Here is a 17,602-nt window from a genome sequence, read left to right on the forward strand (position 1 = left end):
TATTTCAGAATCCAAGAGTATGGGCATACGCAAGGATGCAATTATGAAATCCAAGAGTGCGTTAGTTTTAGAAGAACTCAGATCCAAATTACGTACTGCGTCTGTGGCACAAGTCGGTGGTTTCCGCCCTACAGCAGACCCAATTACATCCTGGTTTTTAAAAGGAGTCGCTCTTCCAGGTGAAGGGTTGCCAGTTTGGAAGGGGCAGCCGATGTTTCCGCTTCTCCAGATTCGCGTAGATGAGCTTCCCGTGATTCCTGAACAACTGAAGGGGATCGCGCTCTTAGTGCTTTATCATAATATGGAAAGCCATCCATTTGATAAACCTCATGGCGAGGGGTGGCTAATACGAGAATACGCCACCCTTGATGGGCTTGAGTTATTGCCTGCAATTAACACTCCATATCGAGCATTTCCGGTTCGGTGGGTGAGTGTCAATGATGATGCTCCGGGATGGGAGGATGCTTGGGATATTATTGACTTGTCTGACGTAAACGATGATGAGGATGCAAGTGATAGATTCTATGATGGTTTTAACCGGTACAGGGGAACCAAGGTTGGAGGATATCCAATGGAGATACAACATGGTGTGGGGATTCAAGATTTTGTCTTTCAAGTGGGGTCAGAAGAAAAAGTAAACTGGATGTGGGCGGACAATGGTATCGGCTACTTTCACAAATCCCCAGAGGGACTTTGGACGTTTTCATGCCAGTTTTACTAGAAACTCAACGTCCTCTCATCGCTCTTAGCAGACATGAGCGTCATCGTGTCCTATGGAGCTTCGGCATCTGCATCTGGATGGCGCTTTAAAATCATTAGCCAGAAACATAAGAATCCAGAGCATGCAAATGGCTCTTATTTAAAGGTTTTCCAGACAACACCCTTGATAAAATCATTGGTTTAAATTCGTAGTGGGTAGGTCTTTAGGCGATACTCAAGCGGGCTGAGGCCGTTGAATTTAAGGCTAATGCGCCGGGTGTTGTAGTAACGAATGTAATCCTCGAGGGCAACCTTCAGTTCGTCAACATCATTGAATTTACGGGTGTAAAAGCATTCCGATTTTAACGTACCGAAAAAGCATTCTGCACAGGCATTGTCCAGACAGTTTCCTTTACGGGACATACTTTGCAAAACCCCAAACTCGCGCAACTGATACTGATACCATCTGTGTCGGTATTGCCAGCCCTGATCAGAATGAAGAACAGGATTGCTGTCAGCGTCCATTCGGGCAAATGCCTTAATCAACATGTCATCAATCATCGGCATGGTTGGTCGTTCGGAAATACTGTAGGAAATCACTTCGTTATTGAAGAGATCTATGATGGGAGAAAAATAGAGTTTCCGGCCGTTTACAGCGAACTCGGTGACGTCTGTTACCCATTTTTCATTAGGTCCGTTAGCCTTAAAGTTTCGTTGAAGGAGATTGTCGACGGTTTCACCACGTTGTCCACGCCATGAACTGTAACGTTTAACTCTGATCGCAGCCTTAAGAGTCATAATATTCATAAGACGTTGAATAACTTTATGATTGACTACACAGGCTTCTCGTTTTAAAGCCATAGTTATCCTGCGATAGCCATAACGCCCGTAGTTATCATCATAAATCTCCCTGATTCTGCATTTTAACTCAGCATATTTTTCAGGGGATTTAAGTGCTTTAAGGTGATAGTAAAAGGTACTGCGGGGAATGTCCGCAATTTGAAGAAGTTCATCAAATGGGTAGTGCTGCCTCAGTTCATCAATAACTTTGACTTTATCCCTCACCGAACCAAGGCTTTCAGCTTTTTTAGATATAAAACTCTCAATTCCAGATACTTGACTTTCTTTTCCAGTTCCTTGATACGCTGGACTTTTGAATGTTCAATTGCAGCCTCAACCGCTTCAGGGGTTTCTATCATATGAAGTTCTCTTCTTTTCCCAACGCGAAGAGATCGGAGGCCGTCATATCCATTCTTATCGAAAACTTTCAACCACTTAGCTATAACACCAGGGCCAGCGATCTTATATTTGATTGCGACCTGATTATAGGACATCTTCCCTTCCAGCACTTCCTTTATGGCGGCTACCCGGATTTCAGGATCTACTGACACGCCTTTATATTTGGGTCTTAGCCCCTCTTCGCCATAGGCATCATAGGCAGCCACCCACATCCTCACCTGTGTTCTGGGGATGTTAAAACGTGCAGATGTTAAACGGTAACCTTCATCAGTAGTGGAATAATGCATAACCACTGCCAGGCGCACTTCGAAAGGATATTTACGTTTTGACATAGGACTCTCCAGTAAGAGAGTCCAACAAAATGGGTGCAGTTCATGTGGTTGGTTAATGAAAATTAACTTCCTACGGGGCTTTCTTCTTTCTGCCTCACAACACGATAACAAACCACCCGAACATCATGAGGCAAAAAGCCTCAAGCGCCATCGCCATTATATCCTGCCCTGCCATGTCTGCCCAGGGATAACACGCTGAAACCTGGATAAATCCCCACCTTTTTCAGTCATCACTTTGCCTGTCCGGTCCCTGCGCCCAGTCCTGAATCTGCTCCTCAAGCGCCTTAATGTGCTCGTCAACGCTTTCTGCCAGACGATCACTTTCTGTCTCGAGCCAGCCGCTCATGCCGTCCCACTCGCAGGACATCTCTTTCAGCCTGGCGGAGAGGGTTCGCAGTTTATTCCGCTGGCTGCGGGCGACCTTCAGTTCCGTTTTGTACGGGTTATTTCTCATGCCTGCCTCCCCTGTAAGGTCAGCTTGTTCGGCACCTGCCAGCGTTCCGCCTGGCGAACAGGCTCGGGCGTTTCCCGGACGATAAACGGGATTTCATACATCACGGCATACAGCGGCTCGTCACTCAGGCGCAGCCACTCCAGTTCCTTCAGCGACGCGAACCGCGTCTGCCAGCGCCAGAACATTCCCGCCAGCGCTGGCGCGTCAAACTCGTCGCTCCACCGGGTATACCAGGTGCAGACCGTTTCCGGTGACTGAAAATTGAGGTCGGTTTCCGCCTGTGCAAGCAGGTTCTGGCGCAACTTCCAGCGTTGTTCAACCTCGCGGGATTCGCGGCGCATCTGTCGCGTGGTCCGAATGTTTGACCTGTGCAGCCGTCTGTCCGTGCGGGTGTGCATAATTTCGGGGAACAGTTCGGCCTGTACGTCCAGCGTGAGCGGCAGCGGGCAGGCTTCACCGCCCGTCGCGATCATGACATCGAGCGCCGCCTCCACCTGCTTCAGGTTTGAATGCCGGTTTTTCGGCACCCAGTTCAGGCCGGGGATCTGACGAGCCACCGTGGCATTGAGGCGACCGCTGCCCGTGAGCACGCGCAGGAAGGTGCGCACGTAGGGCATGGCGGGCAGTCGTGCGCCACGTTCGCGGGAGGACTCGACCAGACTGATAGCCTGAATCGCGGCCTGACGGGCAGGCTTCAGGGAAACGAGGGCGTGTGAGGACGGGATCATGCTGTCACCTCCCCGCTCATCAGTTTCGCCACGGTACGGGCGGTGCAGTTAAAGCGGCGCATACCGGCCATCTGCGCGATCAACTGGCTGACCTGTTCAGGCTGGAGCGTGTCATTCTGGTAAAGCGTACGCACCACCTCGCCACCGGATGAGAGCAGGACCAGAAGCCAGTACGGCGACAGCTCGCCAGGACTGCACACGCAAAGATGCCAGTCATCACAGCCGTCCGCACTGAACCGGCACTGTACGGGGAAAAAGTCACCGAACTCGCTGCGGTACTCGGCGCAGACTCGCCAGCCCTCGGGGGTTGTCAGCAGGCCGGTCACGGCATCGCTGAGGGCGCGACGTGCATCCTCGCCCTGCTGGCGAATGAACTCCATATCGGAGGCGGTCAGGGTATTGATTCGGGTCAGGTCATATTTCATCGTCATGTCTGTACCCGCCGCCCGAAGGCGGCGGCCTCCGGTTTACGCAGCGTGGTCAGTGGTGTCAGCGACGGTTTCAGTGCTCTCTTCAGCCTGAGCGGCTGGCGCAGGGCGCACCATCCAGTCAGGGAGCCAGCCCACGGCATTGAGATCCTGTTCGGCGGCTTTCGCCGCATCCCGACGTTTAAGTTTCACGACCTCCCCCGCCTTGTCGGTCAGTCCGGCCTGTTCATATGCCTGACCAATCTGGGCAATTTTGAGTTTGCCAAAGTAGCTCTCTGCATCCGGCTGCCACCACTTGCGCAGGTCAAAATCGAGTGCTGCTTCCAGCCCGTCCAGTGAACTGACCTTAGTGTGGTTATACAGACGCTCCTGAATACCATCGATACCGTGCGCCGCGCAGAATCCCAGCAGGGTGTTAACCTGCTCGGCAGACCATGACAGCAGCCAGGTAAACCCGAGATGCCAGTGTTCAGGCAGCGTCGTCTGAAGCGTCGCTTTCTGCGCGTTCAGCGCCGTCAGGGCTTTCCCTTCCTCACCGGACGGAGCCAGCGAGGCGAGGTGATACTGATTTGAGGACACCGAGGCTTTCAGGGGTTCACTGCGCTGACCATGGCAGCGATCAAACAGCCCGAGACACAGCGTCCACGTCAGGAGTGCGACCGACACATCGGGACGTCCTGCCAGTTCGGCCTGAACCGCCAGTGTGCGCTCGGCTGACATGGCTTTGACCAGCGTGGCGGGATACGCATCGGCAGGAATGTCCGGCGTGGTGTACGTCACCACGTTATCGCGGCGCGCCTGAAGGGCTTTTTCTTCCTCCTGACGCTCCTCGTCCGTCACTTTGTGAATCCCCGCCTGAACCTGAAAATCACTGCCATCCCATGACACCCAGACGCCGTGTGCGGCACGGAATTCCGGTGTGGCTTCGCGGTAGGTCGCCTCGCAAACAATATCGTCAATTTCCTGCTGGAAAGCGTATTCGTCATCGTGGCTGTCGGTGGCTTCCATTTTTTCTTCAAGCTCACTGATGCGCTGTTGCTCATCGTCTGTCAGGACGGGTGCTGGCATGGCAAAGCGGTACTGTTCACGCTCTGTCACGCTGTTGCCCAGCTCGTTCATGTGAAACTCTGACCAGCCCCAGCCCTGCTCCTGCTGAATACGCGCCGCCAGTACCGTCAGCTTGCCACCCAGCAGGGATTTCACCAGCGGGGCATCGGCATAGGTGCTGTCCCTGTCACTGAACAGATCGGCGGTGAGCGTCCCGCCAGCGGCGGTATAGGCTTCCTCGCCCACATATTCGAACATCGGGTGACTGACCGCCATCTTGTCGTCCGTCACCAGTCTGCGCAGGGTCTGCACGGCAGGATCTCGCCACTGTTCCACGGCCTGTTTCCAGACCTGCTCCTGACGCTCATGGGTGTCAGCAAGGGTCAGTGCTTCGCACTGCTCGAGGGAGATTTCATCCCGTGCCAGCGTATCCAGCAGGGAGGGGGCAAGGTTTGCCAGCTTCAGGCAGCGCTGAACGTGGCGCGGGGCATAGCCCAGCAGGGCGCTGATCTGCGAGACGGTTTTGCCCTCCTGCTCCAGCGTTCTGAAACCGACAATCTGCTCGGCAGGATGCATGTTTTTACGCTGACCGTTTTCGGTCATGGAGGCCACCACGGCAAGCTCCAGCGGGATCACCTTCACAGGGATAAACGGCGTGTCCGCGTCCGTGATGCCTTTTTTGACCAGAATGCCCGTTGCCCTGCGGCGACCTTCCCCGCCGACCACACCGACTGAGCCGTCAGGCAGTTCCACGCCGATCAGGTTCTGGAGGATACCCACGGCCTCGATACTGTCAGCCAGTTCTTCCACTTCCTTGTCCGTGTGGGGGCGTCGGCGCACGTTCAGATCCGTGCTGGACAAGCGTGAATACGGCATCAGTTGTACGGGGGTCGCTATCAGCACCTGTAACAGCGTCGGGTTTGTAGCCTGTGCGGCGTCAGGCGCAACTTTTTTGCTGCGGGTGGATTTTACGGATTTGTTTGCCGTAGAATGGGTGGTGACCATGATTTTTACCTCTTAGTTTAAGTGATGGTTCGCCGTGGCCGGAGGGCTATCCGGTCACGGCACTCGGTTAATCGGTGATACGTTTCGGGTGTGCGACCAGCGCACCAAAGGACGGACAGGCATCGAGCACCTTCATCATCGCGCGGGCACTTTCCAGCATCGCGGTATCCGACGCAGTGGCGCGGTTTTCACAGACCGCGATCGTTGCCAGCACCCCAGCCTTAATGTCAGAAAAGCGTTCGTGCGTTCGGGTGCTGAACAGGACGCGCTTATCCCCCTCCATCACCTGCCAGTTCGTGCAGTCGTTGAAGCGTGTGTCCACGTTGTCGAATTCCACCACATGCGTGTCGGTGGCCTGAATGCGTAGCAGTGCGACCATGTCACGGCTTTCGCCTACCTTTTTAGGTGATGCTGTGGCTTTCAGAACCTGCATTTTTGTCTCCTTCTGTATTACGTGACTGATGGGTTTTCTGAGTCCCTGAAAAAAACCCGTCATCAGGGATTTGAACAGGTCAATTCTTGTGAACACCTCGCCGTAATGTGTATGCGCTTCTTCAGCCATAGCGGCAGTAAGCTGCGCCTCGTCAGTTGCCACAGATAGCTGGCCTTTAATCCGGCTGACCACACGCGCAACGGACAGGAGATTTTGCCCTTCCCCTATCTTCCTGGAAGATTCGTGAGCGGCGGTTCTGACGTTGACGTTTCGTGTGTGCATCCTGGTTTTCTCCTGTGGTGATGGGTGTCCATCTCCCTGGTGAGTTCTTTCGCGGCAAAGGGCAAAGGAGCGACGGCGAAGGGAGGAAGGAAAGGGGCGCAGACAACAGTTTTTGCGGTCTTTCGCAAAAAGTTTTGGCGGCGTGTATTTCACCCCTTGGATGACGACCCGACGGTGCTACGACAAGCCCTCCGCGTAAGGACACACGGGGGATGGCCTCACCGCATGAACAGGATGCACACACCCGACACGGCGGAACGGCGTGGCGGCCTTAAAGCGACGGCCTCTCCGTCGCGGTCAGGGCGGCGTGACCGGCACGGTCGCAGCAAGCCAGGGGTTGACCTCCGCCATCAGACCCTAGCGTAGCCCGAACCCCGAAGGGATTCGGCGGAGACTGGCCGGTGCGAAGCAGCTGCCTGGCGGAGTGGGGCTCGACGACTGAACCGCAACGCGGGTCAGGAGCCGAAGGGGGCCATAGCCCTGCCCGTTTTTCGGGTTCCGGCCATCAAAAAAAGGCGGCAGACGAAAAAGACAACCCACTGGATTCAGATATTTTCAGAGATTTTTGTGATCGGGTTTCAGAGCCCACGCCCACGCCCACGCCCACGCCCACGCCCACGCCCACGCCCACGCCCACGCCCACGCCCACGCCCACGCAGAAGGCTGTTCCGGTTCATTCTTCTTTGCCAGCATTTTTTTGCCCTACATATCCGGCTCCTTCTTCAGGGGCAGACGGGGGAAGCGCCGCAGGCGCTTTCTCTGTCGCCCGTCAGCCCGCAGGGATGACAGGGTTTTCGCGCGCGATCAGGCGGCACCGTAGCATCGCCCTGACCTGTTATGGCTGGTCCCCCTCGCCGCCCTGAAGAATGAAGTGCCCGCACAAATACACGGCACACTGTCGGGTGGCGGATTCACAGATTTCCTCCATCACTTTCGCTGTGGTGACGGGGCTGAGGCCGAGTTCCTGTCGCCTCTGATTTATCAGGGTTTTGTACTGGCGCAGGATGTTTCGGGTTTCGGCTGATAGCTGCATTTTATTCTCCTTTTTTTCCCTTGCCGGAGGCATTGCCTCCGGCATCCTGTCACGCACTGAGCGTGCGACGCAGACCCTGCATGACATCGTTTGTTTCCTTCAGAGCGTCATTTTCACCCTGCAAAGTGAGCCGCTCCATCTCTTTCCCTGCAAGCTGCATTACCACCGCCAGTGACGTGGCGGGGATCGTTACGGTGCGGAGCGCACGCTTTTCATCGAGAAAGTCCTCCACGATGCCGCGTATCGGCCCAAAATCACCGCCACATTCGAGTTGCGCATTCAGTCTTTCCAGTACCAGTCCCACGTCTTCGTCGCTGAGATCCCAGTCAAGGCAGATGCTGCGGATATCTGCCCCATACCAGCACGCAAACACGCATTTCTCGCCGTCAAGGTCGGAACATTTGAACATTTCAAGGGCGATCTCTCTCGGTGTACACATCATATTTTTTTCTCCTTTTGTCGGGCGGCATTGCCGCCCGTGGCCAGTCAGTCAAGGGCACGCCAGATGGCGGCGCTTTCAGGGTGAGCGTCGATAAAATCCATCAGTTGCTCATGACGGCGGCAAAAGTGACGGCACAGTTCCTCCTGGTCATGATTGCTGTGAAACCAGCTCCGGTGATTCAGTACCAGCGCGGTAAGGATGATCCCTGCCACTTCCCCGCTGACCGTCTGCTCAAACCAGTTTGCGGTATTACACAACAGGAGTTCCGGCAGATCCGGTGCCATAAACCCGCCGCCGTCCGGCAGGCGGTAAAAGTGCCAGAATCCGCCCTGATACTCGGGGCAATAACGGTGTGCGTAGGCATACACAGAGGCTTCGGACGTCATAAAATCACCGCCAAAGAGATCGGGCAAAAAGGTCAGGCGCTGCGCGCCCTCAAGACGAACGGCATCACAACAGGTCAGGGTCGGGTTCATATATCCTCCACGGTTAACATATTCTCGGGTCCGGCATCGCCGTGACGACACGACAGACCGGCGAAAAGCGGAGGACGAAGGGGCGACACCGGAAGCCGCAGCGCAGACAGAAACGGGCTGAATGCACCGTTTATGGCGAGAACGGGTGAGGATGGCGGCGACAGCGAACCCTTTTGGCCGATGCGGCCGGGCTACAGTGAAGTCACGGCGTATGCCGTCACCGCACCCTGCCGCCAGGGAGGTTCCCCCGTCCCGACGCGGCCCGGAGGGGGGCGGCGGATAAAGGCGGAAGGAACTGACTTCCTTTTTCGCATTGTCTGGCCCCGGTCAGGATACGGGGGCCAGGCCCCCGGAATGCCTTACGCGGCCAGTTGCGCCTGGAGGGCATGGACTTCCCTGAGCGCCTCTTTCAGGCTTTCTGGCGCCTGCCGTCCGGCCTCCCACGCATGGCCGACACGGTTTTCCAGTTCACCTTCGTGGCGTTTCAGTACCCTGGACAAAAGTGCGGCCGTCACGCTGACCTGCCTGTTTTCTTCTTCCCGACGTTGTATCAGCAGCTCGCAAAATCGGGCATTCGTTACCCCTGCACGGCGGTACTCCGCCATTGGGAGATCACCGATTGCTTTCATCAGGGACCAGACTTCTTTTTCGTCGGGATGCAGTCCGCTCTCCCGGCACGCCGCCGCCACGCCCTCTTCCGTCCAGACCAGCAGGATCAGGGGTTCATCAAAGGTGAACATGTTTTCAAGCTGCACACACAGTTCTTCACGGGTTCCAAACATCAGTTTTTTCTCTCTTGTCAGGTTACAGGCCGGGCTGACGCCCGGCGGGGTCAGTCAGTTCTGAAAGGTTTCATCCAGTACCAGGGCTTCCCGGTACGCTTCCAGTAACAGGGTGTTGATGCGCCGCAGGGTCTGCGCGGCCATGCGTTCGGCAAGCGTCGCGGCGTCGTGTCGGTGCTGAGATTCCAGACGGTTAAGCAGCATCCTGACATCGCACATGGCATTACTGAGCGCGGCAACGTCCGCGCGCAGCGCTTCCAGTCCCGGATAATTCATGCCGCCTCCGGATAATCGGGGTAAAACATGCCGTCATTGGCCGCCGGCATCCTTCTCGCCCGTTCAACCTGCGCCAGACGACGCACGCCGGCCGCGTGATACTGCTCCAGCATCTCAATCCCGATATACCGGCGACTGACTTCGGCCGCCGCCACACAGGTGGAGCCGGAGCCGGCAAACGGGTCAAGAACAATCGCGCCCGGTCGGGTCAGGGATTCAATCAGGGGGCGCAGGCTCTGCACCGGCTTTTCGGTCGGGTGGTGGTGATTGCCTGTGTATTTCCAGGGGATCACGTCCGGGATGGGACGGTCCGGCGTCTGCGGACGGCCTTTGGCCAGCAGATAGGCGTTCTCATGCGTGTAGCCCACAAAAGTGGATTTCGAGGCGTAAGTTTTGGCAAACACGACATGCCCGACAATCCGGAACCCCGCCGCTTTCCAGGCACTGATAAACAGATCCGCGCGATTCCAGGCGTAGAAACTCACCATCAGACTGTCGTTTTTCAGCACGCGGTACATTTCATGGCAGGCAGGCTGGAGCCATTCCGCCGAGTTATCCCCGGCCAGCGTCCGGCCGGAACGGTCCTTATAGCCAACCAGATACGGCGGATCGGTGAGAATAAAATCGACGGCACGCGCCGGAAAACGGGACATAACCTGCACGCAGTCACCCAGGATAAAACGGGACATAGACACACTCCTCTCTGATATGCGGCACCCTGTTGCGCCGTGCCGCCACAAAAACCCGGCGAAAAGAGGAGGACGCAGGGGCGACGCCGCAAGCCGCAGCGCAAACCCTTTACGGGCTGAATGCACCGTGAAGGGTGCGAACGGGTGAGGACGGAGACGGAGTGAACCCTTGTGACCGGAGCGGCCGGGTTAGCGTGAAGGCACGGCGCTGACGCCCGCCGCCGGCTGGCGGCAGAAAGGCGGAGGGAACCGACATCCTTTGTTACCCGTTCTGGTAGCTGAAGCAGTCACCCGGGTGTGGCAATATGGCGGTGATAACGGGTTGCGCCTTTATCTGACAGATGTACTTTTGAATGAACTGCTTTACCTGAGACATCGCCCCGATCGCAGCGAGCCTCCCCGGGGCGGAACCTCAACAGGTGTTAAGGTAAATCAATGTGCAGATCTCAGGTGTTAATTTCGGGTGTGTTGTACAGAGTATTCAATCGATCAGGGGTGTAAATGGACATAGCAGAAGCAATGAGGGAAGCATCAACAGAATATAGCCTCCAGTTAACCACTGATGATACGGCTGAAATGCAGACGTATCTCTCAACGGTACTTACCCGCCATGCTGAGGGAGCGTTATTACATGAGGCGGCCGTCGGTGAACTAATGATGCTGTGCATGCTGATTAACACGGGAGATAAACAGGGCCTGAATCGCAGGATTCGCGAGTTTATTCAGCAGGAAAATGGCGGGAACTGGCCCAGTACGACGGGCAATCCTTCCGGTTCAGGAAGAGGAAATGCGCCAGAAAAGGCTTAACGATTAAGATGTCACGACTTTTTTAAACCCCGCCAGTGCGGGGTTTTTAGTCTCAGTCGCAAGACGGATGTCAGAGTTAATCGACCAGGTTTACTCACCGATGCTACCCCGCAACAGGTACCTGGTACTGTACACGAAAACACCGTCCCGATGGGGCCGGGTTATAAACATCATCCACTACCTGCAGGGCATTCCGGTCATTTCTGCCCTTTTCACTGCCTGTCAGTACAAGCCTTGAAAATATTCAGGAATATATTCTTCGGAGAGTATTCCTTAAAGCATAATTGTGATTTACATCACAATTAAACACTCTATAATCGCCGAAAAATTACGCTACACGATTCGACGGCAGGGCTGAGATGTCACCCAGCCGTTTTTTTTTGCACCGTGAGCGGCCTGCATGTCAGGCAGATTTTTTACTGTCAAAGGCCAGGATAACGCCGAGGCAGAGCAGCACAGCGTAACAGAGCTGCAGCGCGATCGTCATCGGGAGCGAGATATCGTCAACCAGAAGTAATGGCACGACAGTGGCCACACCCAGCAACATCATCCCTCTGCCCGTCTTTTTTACCCGTTCAGGCCACTGGGCTTCAGGGACGTTCCGGGCGCGCAGAATATGGTGAATGTACTGCTCGGCCGTTCGCTTAATGACTGACATATTTCACTCTCCGAATGCCCTTCGCATATTTTTCTTTATCCCGGCGGTTTGCGTATCCGTTGACGGAGTGACTGACGATACCGGTTTCTCCGGGATGACCGCCGCAGTGCCGGCGCCCGTCATCCCGGAGCCAGCCATCTGCTGAACCAGAACCTGCAGCTCACTGACCGAGGCGGGCGGAACCGGCATGCTGGCCAGCAGACGCGGCAGTTCAGGTGCCATCGTATGTAGCGCCAGACCGGTGATAATCAGGTTTCTCAGCAGTTCACCGCGCAGACGGGATGAAACACCCGACAGCAGGCTTTCGACACGTTCACTGCTCCGGTCATCCTGAAGCGCCAGGGTGTAACGCCGGCGCCGGGATTCAGCCTCCGGCGACATCGCCCGTGCCGTCACGCCGGCGTCAGGCTCATCCGCCAACCCGGACAATGACGACCATCTTCCGGCTACCAGCGCCATTAAGGCGTAAAGCCGGCGGGCGCTCAGCTGACCGTCAAAGAATACCGGGATGAGTGCCGGTAAACGGGTGTCGGTCTGGTACACCACCGCGCCGGCGGTGGTGACGGTTCGGATAAAATCACCGCGCAGGGGCTGCGAGATGGTGTTGATCGTCGCCATTGCCGCGATATCGGTGTAATCGTCGCTGTGAAGATAGAAAGAATACTGGCCGTCCGGCACGTTTAATCCTCTTTATTGTACAGGGCAATCTCTCTGGCCAGTGCCAGCTGCGGATCGCCAATAACCTCTATACGGTCAGGAGCCAGAGGCCACACCTGACGGATAGCCTCTTCAATGAGAGATGCCCCTCCCCCGACCAGGAATACCCGGTTAACATTCCTGAAGGCCGTCAGCTCACTGGTGACACGCGCTCCCAGGGAGGTAATCGCCTCTGCAATCTTATTCCGGACATCATCAATTTTACCGGCATCGTTGATCACACGCTGCAGATAATCACGGTCATTCCGGTTACGGATGACCGTGTCAGCAATCATGGCACTGGTTTCACTGTCGGCAGCACGCAGTGCGCCTGCTGCTGCACGTGTCACCTGTGACACCCCGACTGAGGGATTGCCGTGTACGGCACTGATATCATCGAACTGGCCAACAATCACACCCGCATCGAGCGTGGTTCCACCGAGATCGATAATCAGGGTGGTTTCACCCGGTCCGGGCCGGAGTTCAGCAAGCCGGGTGAACGCCGCCGGCAGTGATTCCGGCATGACCTTCACGTCCGCCACGGTGAATGCCGTGCCCTTATTGATAGTCAGCCCGCGCATGAGGTTTTCCCGTTTGCGGCGGATGTTCTCCTCATTACGCTGACAGTCCCCGTCGTAATACTCACTCAGGGGCAGCGTGACTGTCAGGCTCACCGGCTGCGGCTCAAGTCCGCTGCTCAGCAGGGCATGATGCACGGCCAGCAGGTTGAGATCGCCGTACTGATAATCCACGTTTGTGGTCGGGATGGCATCGCGGCTGACACTGTCCCAGGTATATTTCAGCGTCCCGACCTGATAGTTGAACGTCGCCGTACTGAATTCCGCCACCTTCCAGCCATGCCGGAAAGAGTTTGCCGAGACCCGGGTCCGCAGCGCGTCACCCTCAAACCATGCCAGCTTAACATTAGTCGAACCATCATCGCAGTAAATATTCATCATTATGCTCCATCAATTAAACTCAATTTGATACATATCATAAGAGCAAAACGAGAATATAAAAGCCTTATTTCTCATAATGAGCAACTAAAAAGCATCACATTGATATTTTCTATCCTATTGAGCAACTTACAACGCGCACTACGAGCACCTCCCTGGCGCTCTGGCTTATCGACGAAGTGTCAAATATACTGTGTTTATAACCAGTATATTTAGCATCAGGAGGAAACATGAAATTGCAGCTTCTCAGTCCGGGAAAAGACATCCCGCCGCAGACCCATCCGTTGTTTTCAGACCTGGCCAGCTGTGGTTTTCCCAGCCCGGCCCAGGATTACGTCACCGCCGATCTGGATTTGCATGAGTACTGTATCCGCCATCCGAGCGCCACCTACTATCTGCGTGCAAGCGGAGACAGCATGTCAGACGGCAGTCTGTACAACGGCGATTTGCTGGTCGTGGACAGTGCTGAGAAGCCGCAGCATGGCGATATTGTGGTAGCCAGTCTGCAGGGTGAGTTTACCGTCAAACGTCTGTTGCTGAGGCCACAGCTGGTCCTGCAGCCCATGAACGCCGCCTGGTCCCCGATTTATCCGGACCCCGACGAACTGGATATCTTCGGCGTTGTGACCCACATCATTCACCGTCCACGGGAGATGTACTGATGTTCGCCCTGGCCGATGTGAACAGCTTTTACGCCAGCTGTGAGCGGGTTTTTCGCCCGGATCTGAAGGGAAAACCGGTGGTGGTGCTCAGCAATAATGATGGCTGTGTGATCGCAAGAAGCGCGGAGTCAAAACCCTGGATAAAAATGGGCACCCCGTGGTTCCAGATGAAGAACAACGCTTACCCGGAAAAAATACACGTTTTTTCAAGTAACTATGAGCTTTACGCTTCAATGTCAGCACGGGTGATGAGCTGTCTGGAAGAACTTGCTCCGAGGGTGGAGCAGTACAGTATTGACGAGATGTTCCTCGACCTGACTGGTGTGGAACACTGCATGGATCTGGAAGACTTCGGTCGGCAGCTGCGCCAGCACGTCTATGACTGTACGCGCCTGACCATTGGCGTGGGAGCAGGTCCCAGTAAAACTTTAGCAAAATCAGCACAATGGGCCTCAAAGGAATGGAAACAGTTCCGTGGTGTTCTCGCACTGACACCCGGTAATCCTGCCCGCACACGTAAACTGCTTTCACTGCAGCCGGTGGAGGAGATTTGGGGGGTGGGAAACCGTATTGCTAAAAAACTGCATGTCCTGGGGATCAAAACGGCGCTCGACCTGGCCCTGACAAACCCGACGTTTGTGCGCAAAAACTTTTCCGTTGTTCTGGAACGTACCGTTCGTGAACTGAATGGAGAAAGTTGTATTGCGCTTGAGGAAGTACCTCCCACCAAACAGCAGATCGTCTGCAGCAGAAGTTTTGGCGAAAAAATTACGGATTATGACTCGCTTCGTCAGGCGGTCTGCCAGTACGCAGAAAGGGCCGCAGAGAAGCTGCGGGGAGAACGACAATATTGCCGGCATATCTCAGTCTTCGTGAAAACATCGCCTTTCGCCGTCAGGGAGCCCTACTACGGCAACGTGGCCACCGAAAAACTGCTCACTCCAACTCAGGACACCCGGGACATCGTGGCGGCCGCCACCACAGCACTGGAGCGCGTCTGGAAAGACGGGCACCGGTTTGCCAAAGCGGGCGTCATGCTGAATGACTTCACCGGTTCAGGTGTGACTCAGCTGCAGCTGTTCGACGAACGTCCTCCGCGTCCTCACAGTGCAGAACTGATGAAAGTTATCGATGGGATAAATCAGTCAGCTCTGGGACAGGTCTGGTTCGCTGGGCGAGGAATTGCGCCATTATGGCAGATGAAAAGGGACATGCTGTCTCCTGCTTACACAACCCGCTGGAAAGACATTCCGTTAGCCATGATCAGTTAATGTCGAAGAATATATCGCAATGGCACTGGATCGGTTGTTCTTACAGATGGGCTGCTGTTAGACCCGTGCCTATTTAAAATGTCAGTACTTTAACTGCCTGTTTAACTTCACGCATCATGAAGGTAAAACCTCATATCTTTTGGTCAACCGTATTGCATTCTGCCTAGCATCCAGTCATTTAGCCGCCCTAAAGATATGCCTCAGCAAAATGCTGTTAAAAGTTATTTTTGGGGGGGGCGGGCCAGTCAGGAGGATCAGTAAGCAGTATCCCTTCCTGACGCATCAAGTTATGCGTTTCAGCCTTTCGCTCAATGTAATCAACTGAGTCATAACCCATCGTTTCAATAATCAACGTTGTAACAGTTTGCTTGCTGATAGGTGCGACGTTCAAAATAAAATCGGGGTGAATAACTTCCTCAGATCCATCCTTGAACGTTCTCATCGTAAATAGTGGCTTGCTGAGACTAAGTGATTCAGGATGATTTGTTTGATGAGATGCAAACTCGCATGCACTGATGATTGTTTTAAGAGTAGATTTCTCTAGATTGCTGTCTACCGGGACTGGATTATCCAGCGTAAAAGCTGCATGTGCATATGCGTCGTGGCAATACACCATACCTTTTCCATCTCGTCGGTATTCTAGAATAGTCCAGTAAGGCCCCCTACTTCCGGCGTTAAGATAGTGCTCACCATTTATGGTTACTCGCGTCTCGGGACTGTGTGTGAACGTTTTCCCCCTGACACTAAAGGTCACGCTTTCTCTTGATACCTCTGCCGCAAGGCCGACAACATACACACATAATTCCTTATCCATGCTGCTAATACCGTTACTGGCTTCCAGCTTTTTAAGCATCTCCTCAATCTTTTCTATTGGCAACCATGGCGAGCATGTGATCAGGTCAGCAAGGATAGTGCCATTTTTCATGGTATAGGTCTCAAGCACATTTTTAACGAACTGTATTGCTCTGGCCAGCCCTGGAGGCTTGTAATCAACTCCCAGTTCGAGTTGATTTATCCCAGCAGCCTGAATAAGAGTCAGTAATTTTCTACCCAGCGCAGGAACTGGTTTAAGTGGTTTTCGTCTTGCTTTGCGTAGATGCGGAAGTCCCTTACCCTGTTTGGCTTTAGCTTGTTCTTTTCGGTCAGGTAACCAGTCATCCACCCCGACAGGATTTAGCGGGCTTGTTTTCCCTTCTTGGGATTTGGAGGCTATGTCTCTTTCTTTCTTTATGCGATACAAAGGACACGTCTCATTATGCAGCATGGATGTCTTGACGTGTCTTAGATATGATCTTTCCACCTCACAGTTGTAAGGCCCTGTCAGGTTTTGCTCAAGTTCAACACAATCGCATTCTATCCATAACTCCTTTCTGTCCATCTCTTCAAGAATGATATTGGTGATACGCAAATCAGTCTGAGAGGTTTTCCTAGATTGGCTGAACACATGCAGAATGGATTCCTTCTCAGAGAGACTTAAATATCGCTCTATGCGTCCTCTGGGAGCCTCTTTCCAGACAAGTTTCATTCTGTATATCCCAAGTTATCTTTTCACAACCATTCGTCAAATATAAGCACAAGTAAACCAATAACATTTACTTTAAGCCATACGGTGTATATCGACATTAGCGACTTAAGCATGCAGCGGCTAACCGGTTGAACTAATTCAATGCAGATATACGGATATGCCAAATCCGGCAATATGTAGAAGCATTACGAACTCCTGCTTAACAGTATTGCATGTGTCATATGGACGCGCTTTCCATACAAAAAGGTGATCATTTAATGACGGAGCTTAATGGTTTAACCCACACTGGCATCAGAAAGCATCTATTTTAATTGTACAGGTACTCAGCAATGATGGCTGGTTAACTACAGAGTGTTGTCTCATGTTTACACGGAGGAGTGGTAAAACAGTTCGCAAATAATCAAACCTCTAAAATGATGATAGCGCTCGACGCAGCCGCACGACCGGGCAAAGCCCGCGAGTAAGCGAGGAAGCGCCAAGGCGATTAATTTACATTTTCCGCGTACACGTAAACCATGAATATGACCATAGTCCTAGTTATTGTTTTGAGATGACGGTCCCAGATGCAGGGTTGGGACCACGGTCCCAGATGCAGGGTTGGGACCACGGTCCCAGATGCAGGGTTGGGACCACGGTCCCAGATGTAGGGTTGGGACCACGGTCCCAGATGTAGGGTTGGGAC

Annotated in this window: 21 protein-coding genes; 4 read left to right on the top strand and 17 right to left on the bottom strand. The window is 54.1% G+C overall.

Features of this window, described 5'->3' with window-relative positions; translation table 11 throughout:
* The first annotated feature begins 43 nt into the window (after positions 1–43).
* Positions 44–721 carry a DUF1963 domain-containing protein gene (locus AC0LWE_RS20970; RefSeq protein ID WP_050737422.1) on the top strand — a complete coding sequence of 226 codons (678 nt, stop codon included), beginning with the start codon at positions 44–46 and terminating at the stop codon, positions 719–721.
* Positions 722–900: 179 nt separating this feature from the next.
* Here the strand turns inward: AC0LWE_RS20970 and AC0LWE_RS20975 are convergent.
* From AC0LWE_RS20975 to AC0LWE_RS21035, 13 genes are all read right to left on the bottom strand, one after another.
* Positions 901–2,270 (bottom strand): IS3 family transposase gene (locus AC0LWE_RS20975; protein ID WP_474266129.1). Its coding sequence is split into 2 segments (ribosomal slippage): positions 901–1,790 and positions 1,790–2,270, totalling 1,371 coding nucleotides; the frame shifts between segments, so codons are not numbered across the junction.
* A gap of 223 nt (positions 2,271–2,493) precedes the next feature.
* Positions 2,494–2,724: a hypothetical protein gene (locus AC0LWE_RS20980; protein WP_219347750.1), complete on the bottom strand. Its 231-nt coding sequence runs from the start codon at positions 2,722–2,724 to the stop codon at positions 2,494–2,496.
* On the bottom strand, positions 2,721–3,452 hold the full coding sequence (locus AC0LWE_RS20985) for a plasmid SOS inhibition protein A (RefSeq protein ID WP_219347749.1): 732 nt from the start codon (positions 3,450–3,452) through the stop codon (positions 2,721–2,723). Before AC0LWE_RS20985 ends, AC0LWE_RS20980 begins: the two co-directional genes overlap by 4 nt.
* Complete coding sequence (gene psiB / locus AC0LWE_RS20990) at positions 3,449–3,883, bottom strand: conjugation system SOS inhibitor PsiB (RefSeq protein WP_219347748.1); 435 nt, start codon at positions 3,881–3,883, stop codon at positions 3,449–3,451. Before psiB ends, AC0LWE_RS20985 begins: the two co-directional genes overlap by 4 nt.
* Positions 3,884–3,919: 36 nt before the next feature.
* Positions 3,920–5,932 (bottom strand): ParB/RepB/Spo0J family partition protein, encoded by a 2,013-nt coding sequence (locus AC0LWE_RS20995; RefSeq protein ID WP_219347747.1) that lies wholly within the window; start codon positions 5,930–5,932, stop codon positions 3,920–3,922.
* Positions 5,933–5,999: 67 nt separating this feature from the next.
* Entirely contained in the window at positions 6,000–6,647 is a 648-nt protein-coding gene (locus AC0LWE_RS21000) for a hypothetical protein (RefSeq protein WP_245004274.1), read from the bottom strand.
* 555 nt (positions 6,648–7,202) lie between these two features.
* Positions 7,203–7,340 carry a hypothetical protein gene (locus AC0LWE_RS21005; RefSeq protein ID WP_474266132.1) on the bottom strand — a complete coding sequence of 46 codons (138 nt, stop codon included), beginning with the start codon at positions 7,338–7,340 and terminating at the stop codon, positions 7,203–7,205.
* A gap of 142 nt (positions 7,341–7,482) precedes the next feature.
* Entirely contained in the window at positions 7,483–7,680 is a 198-nt protein-coding gene (locus AC0LWE_RS21010; protein ID WP_219347745.1) for a hypothetical protein, read from the bottom strand.
* Positions 7,681–7,729: 49 nt separating this feature from the next.
* Positions 7,730–8,122: a hypothetical protein gene (locus AC0LWE_RS21015; RefSeq protein ID WP_219347744.1), complete on the bottom strand. Its 393-nt coding sequence runs from the start codon at positions 8,120–8,122 to the stop codon at positions 7,730–7,732.
* A 44-nt stretch (positions 8,123–8,166) separates the two neighbouring features.
* The gene (locus AC0LWE_RS21020) at positions 8,167–8,598 is read right to left on the bottom strand and encodes an antirestriction protein (protein ID WP_219347743.1); all 432 of its coding nucleotides are present in this window, start codon (positions 8,596–8,598) and stop codon (positions 8,167–8,169) included.
* Between the two features lie 359 nt (positions 8,599–8,957).
* A complete protein-coding gene (locus AC0LWE_RS21025) occupies positions 8,958–9,380 on the bottom strand; it encodes a DUF1380 family protein (protein ID WP_219347742.1) in 423 nt (140 codons plus the stop codon).
* 54 nt (positions 9,381–9,434) lie between these two features.
* Positions 9,435–9,656, bottom strand: a complete 222-nt coding sequence (locus tag AC0LWE_RS21030) for a hypothetical protein (RefSeq protein WP_174341716.1) — start codon at positions 9,654–9,656, stop codon at positions 9,435–9,437.
* Positions 9,653–10,345 carry a DNA methylase gene (locus AC0LWE_RS21035; RefSeq protein ID WP_219347741.1) on the bottom strand — a complete coding sequence of 231 codons (693 nt, stop codon included), beginning with the start codon at positions 10,343–10,345 and terminating at the stop codon, positions 9,653–9,655. The genes AC0LWE_RS21030 and AC0LWE_RS21035 overlap by 4 nt, the downstream gene beginning before the upstream one ends.
* Before the next feature lie 501 nt (positions 10,346–10,846).
* On the opposite strand from AC0LWE_RS21035, the gene AC0LWE_RS21040 reads away from it, so the two are divergent.
* Positions 10,847–11,152: a hypothetical protein gene (locus tag AC0LWE_RS21040; RefSeq protein WP_219347740.1), complete on the top strand. Its 306-nt coding sequence runs from the start codon at positions 10,847–10,849 to the stop codon at positions 11,150–11,152.
* A gap of 403 nt (positions 11,153–11,555) precedes the next feature.
* Here AC0LWE_RS21040 and AC0LWE_RS21045 read toward each other — a convergent pair whose 3' ends face one another.
* From AC0LWE_RS21045 to parM, 3 genes are read right to left on the bottom strand one after another with little or no spacing between them, the layout of a single operon-like run.
* Entirely contained in the window at positions 11,556–11,810 is a 255-nt protein-coding gene (locus tag AC0LWE_RS21045; RefSeq protein WP_219347739.1) for a hypothetical protein, read from the bottom strand.
* 3 nt (positions 11,811–11,813) lie between these two features.
* Positions 11,814–12,488, bottom strand: coding sequence for a plasmid partitioning/stability family protein (locus AC0LWE_RS21050; RefSeq protein WP_219347738.1), 675 nt, complete (start codon positions 12,486–12,488; stop codon positions 11,814–11,816).
* A 2-nt stretch (positions 12,489–12,490) separates the two neighbouring features.
* Positions 12,491–13,462, bottom strand: coding sequence for a plasmid segregation protein ParM domain-containing protein (parM, locus tag AC0LWE_RS21055; RefSeq protein ID WP_219347780.1), 972 nt, complete (start codon positions 13,460–13,462; stop codon positions 12,491–12,493).
* Between the two features lie 230 nt (positions 13,463–13,692).
* Here parM and umuD point away from each other — a divergent pair, with 230 nt between their 5' ends.
* Both umuD and AC0LWE_RS21065 read left to right on the top strand, forming a co-directional pair.
* Positions 13,693–14,124, top strand: coding sequence for a translesion error-prone DNA polymerase V autoproteolytic subunit (gene umuD, locus AC0LWE_RS21060; RefSeq protein WP_219347737.1), 432 nt, complete (start codon positions 13,693–13,695; stop codon positions 14,122–14,124).
* On the top strand, positions 14,124–15,395 hold the full coding sequence (locus AC0LWE_RS21065) for a Y-family DNA polymerase (protein ID WP_219347736.1): 1,272 nt from the start codon (positions 14,124–14,126) through the stop codon (positions 15,393–15,395). The genes umuD and AC0LWE_RS21065 overlap by 1 nt, the downstream gene beginning before the upstream one ends.
* 214 nt (positions 15,396–15,609) lie before the next feature.
* On the opposite strand, the gene AC0LWE_RS21070 is transcribed toward AC0LWE_RS21065, so the two are convergent.
* Positions 15,610–16,920, bottom strand: coding sequence for a hypothetical protein (locus tag AC0LWE_RS21070; RefSeq protein WP_245004273.1), 1,311 nt, complete (start codon positions 16,918–16,920; stop codon positions 15,610–15,612).
* Between the last annotated feature and the right edge of the window lie 682 nt (positions 16,921–17,602).

The sequence above is a fragment of the Lelliottia sp. RD5 genome (assembly GCF_056032945.1).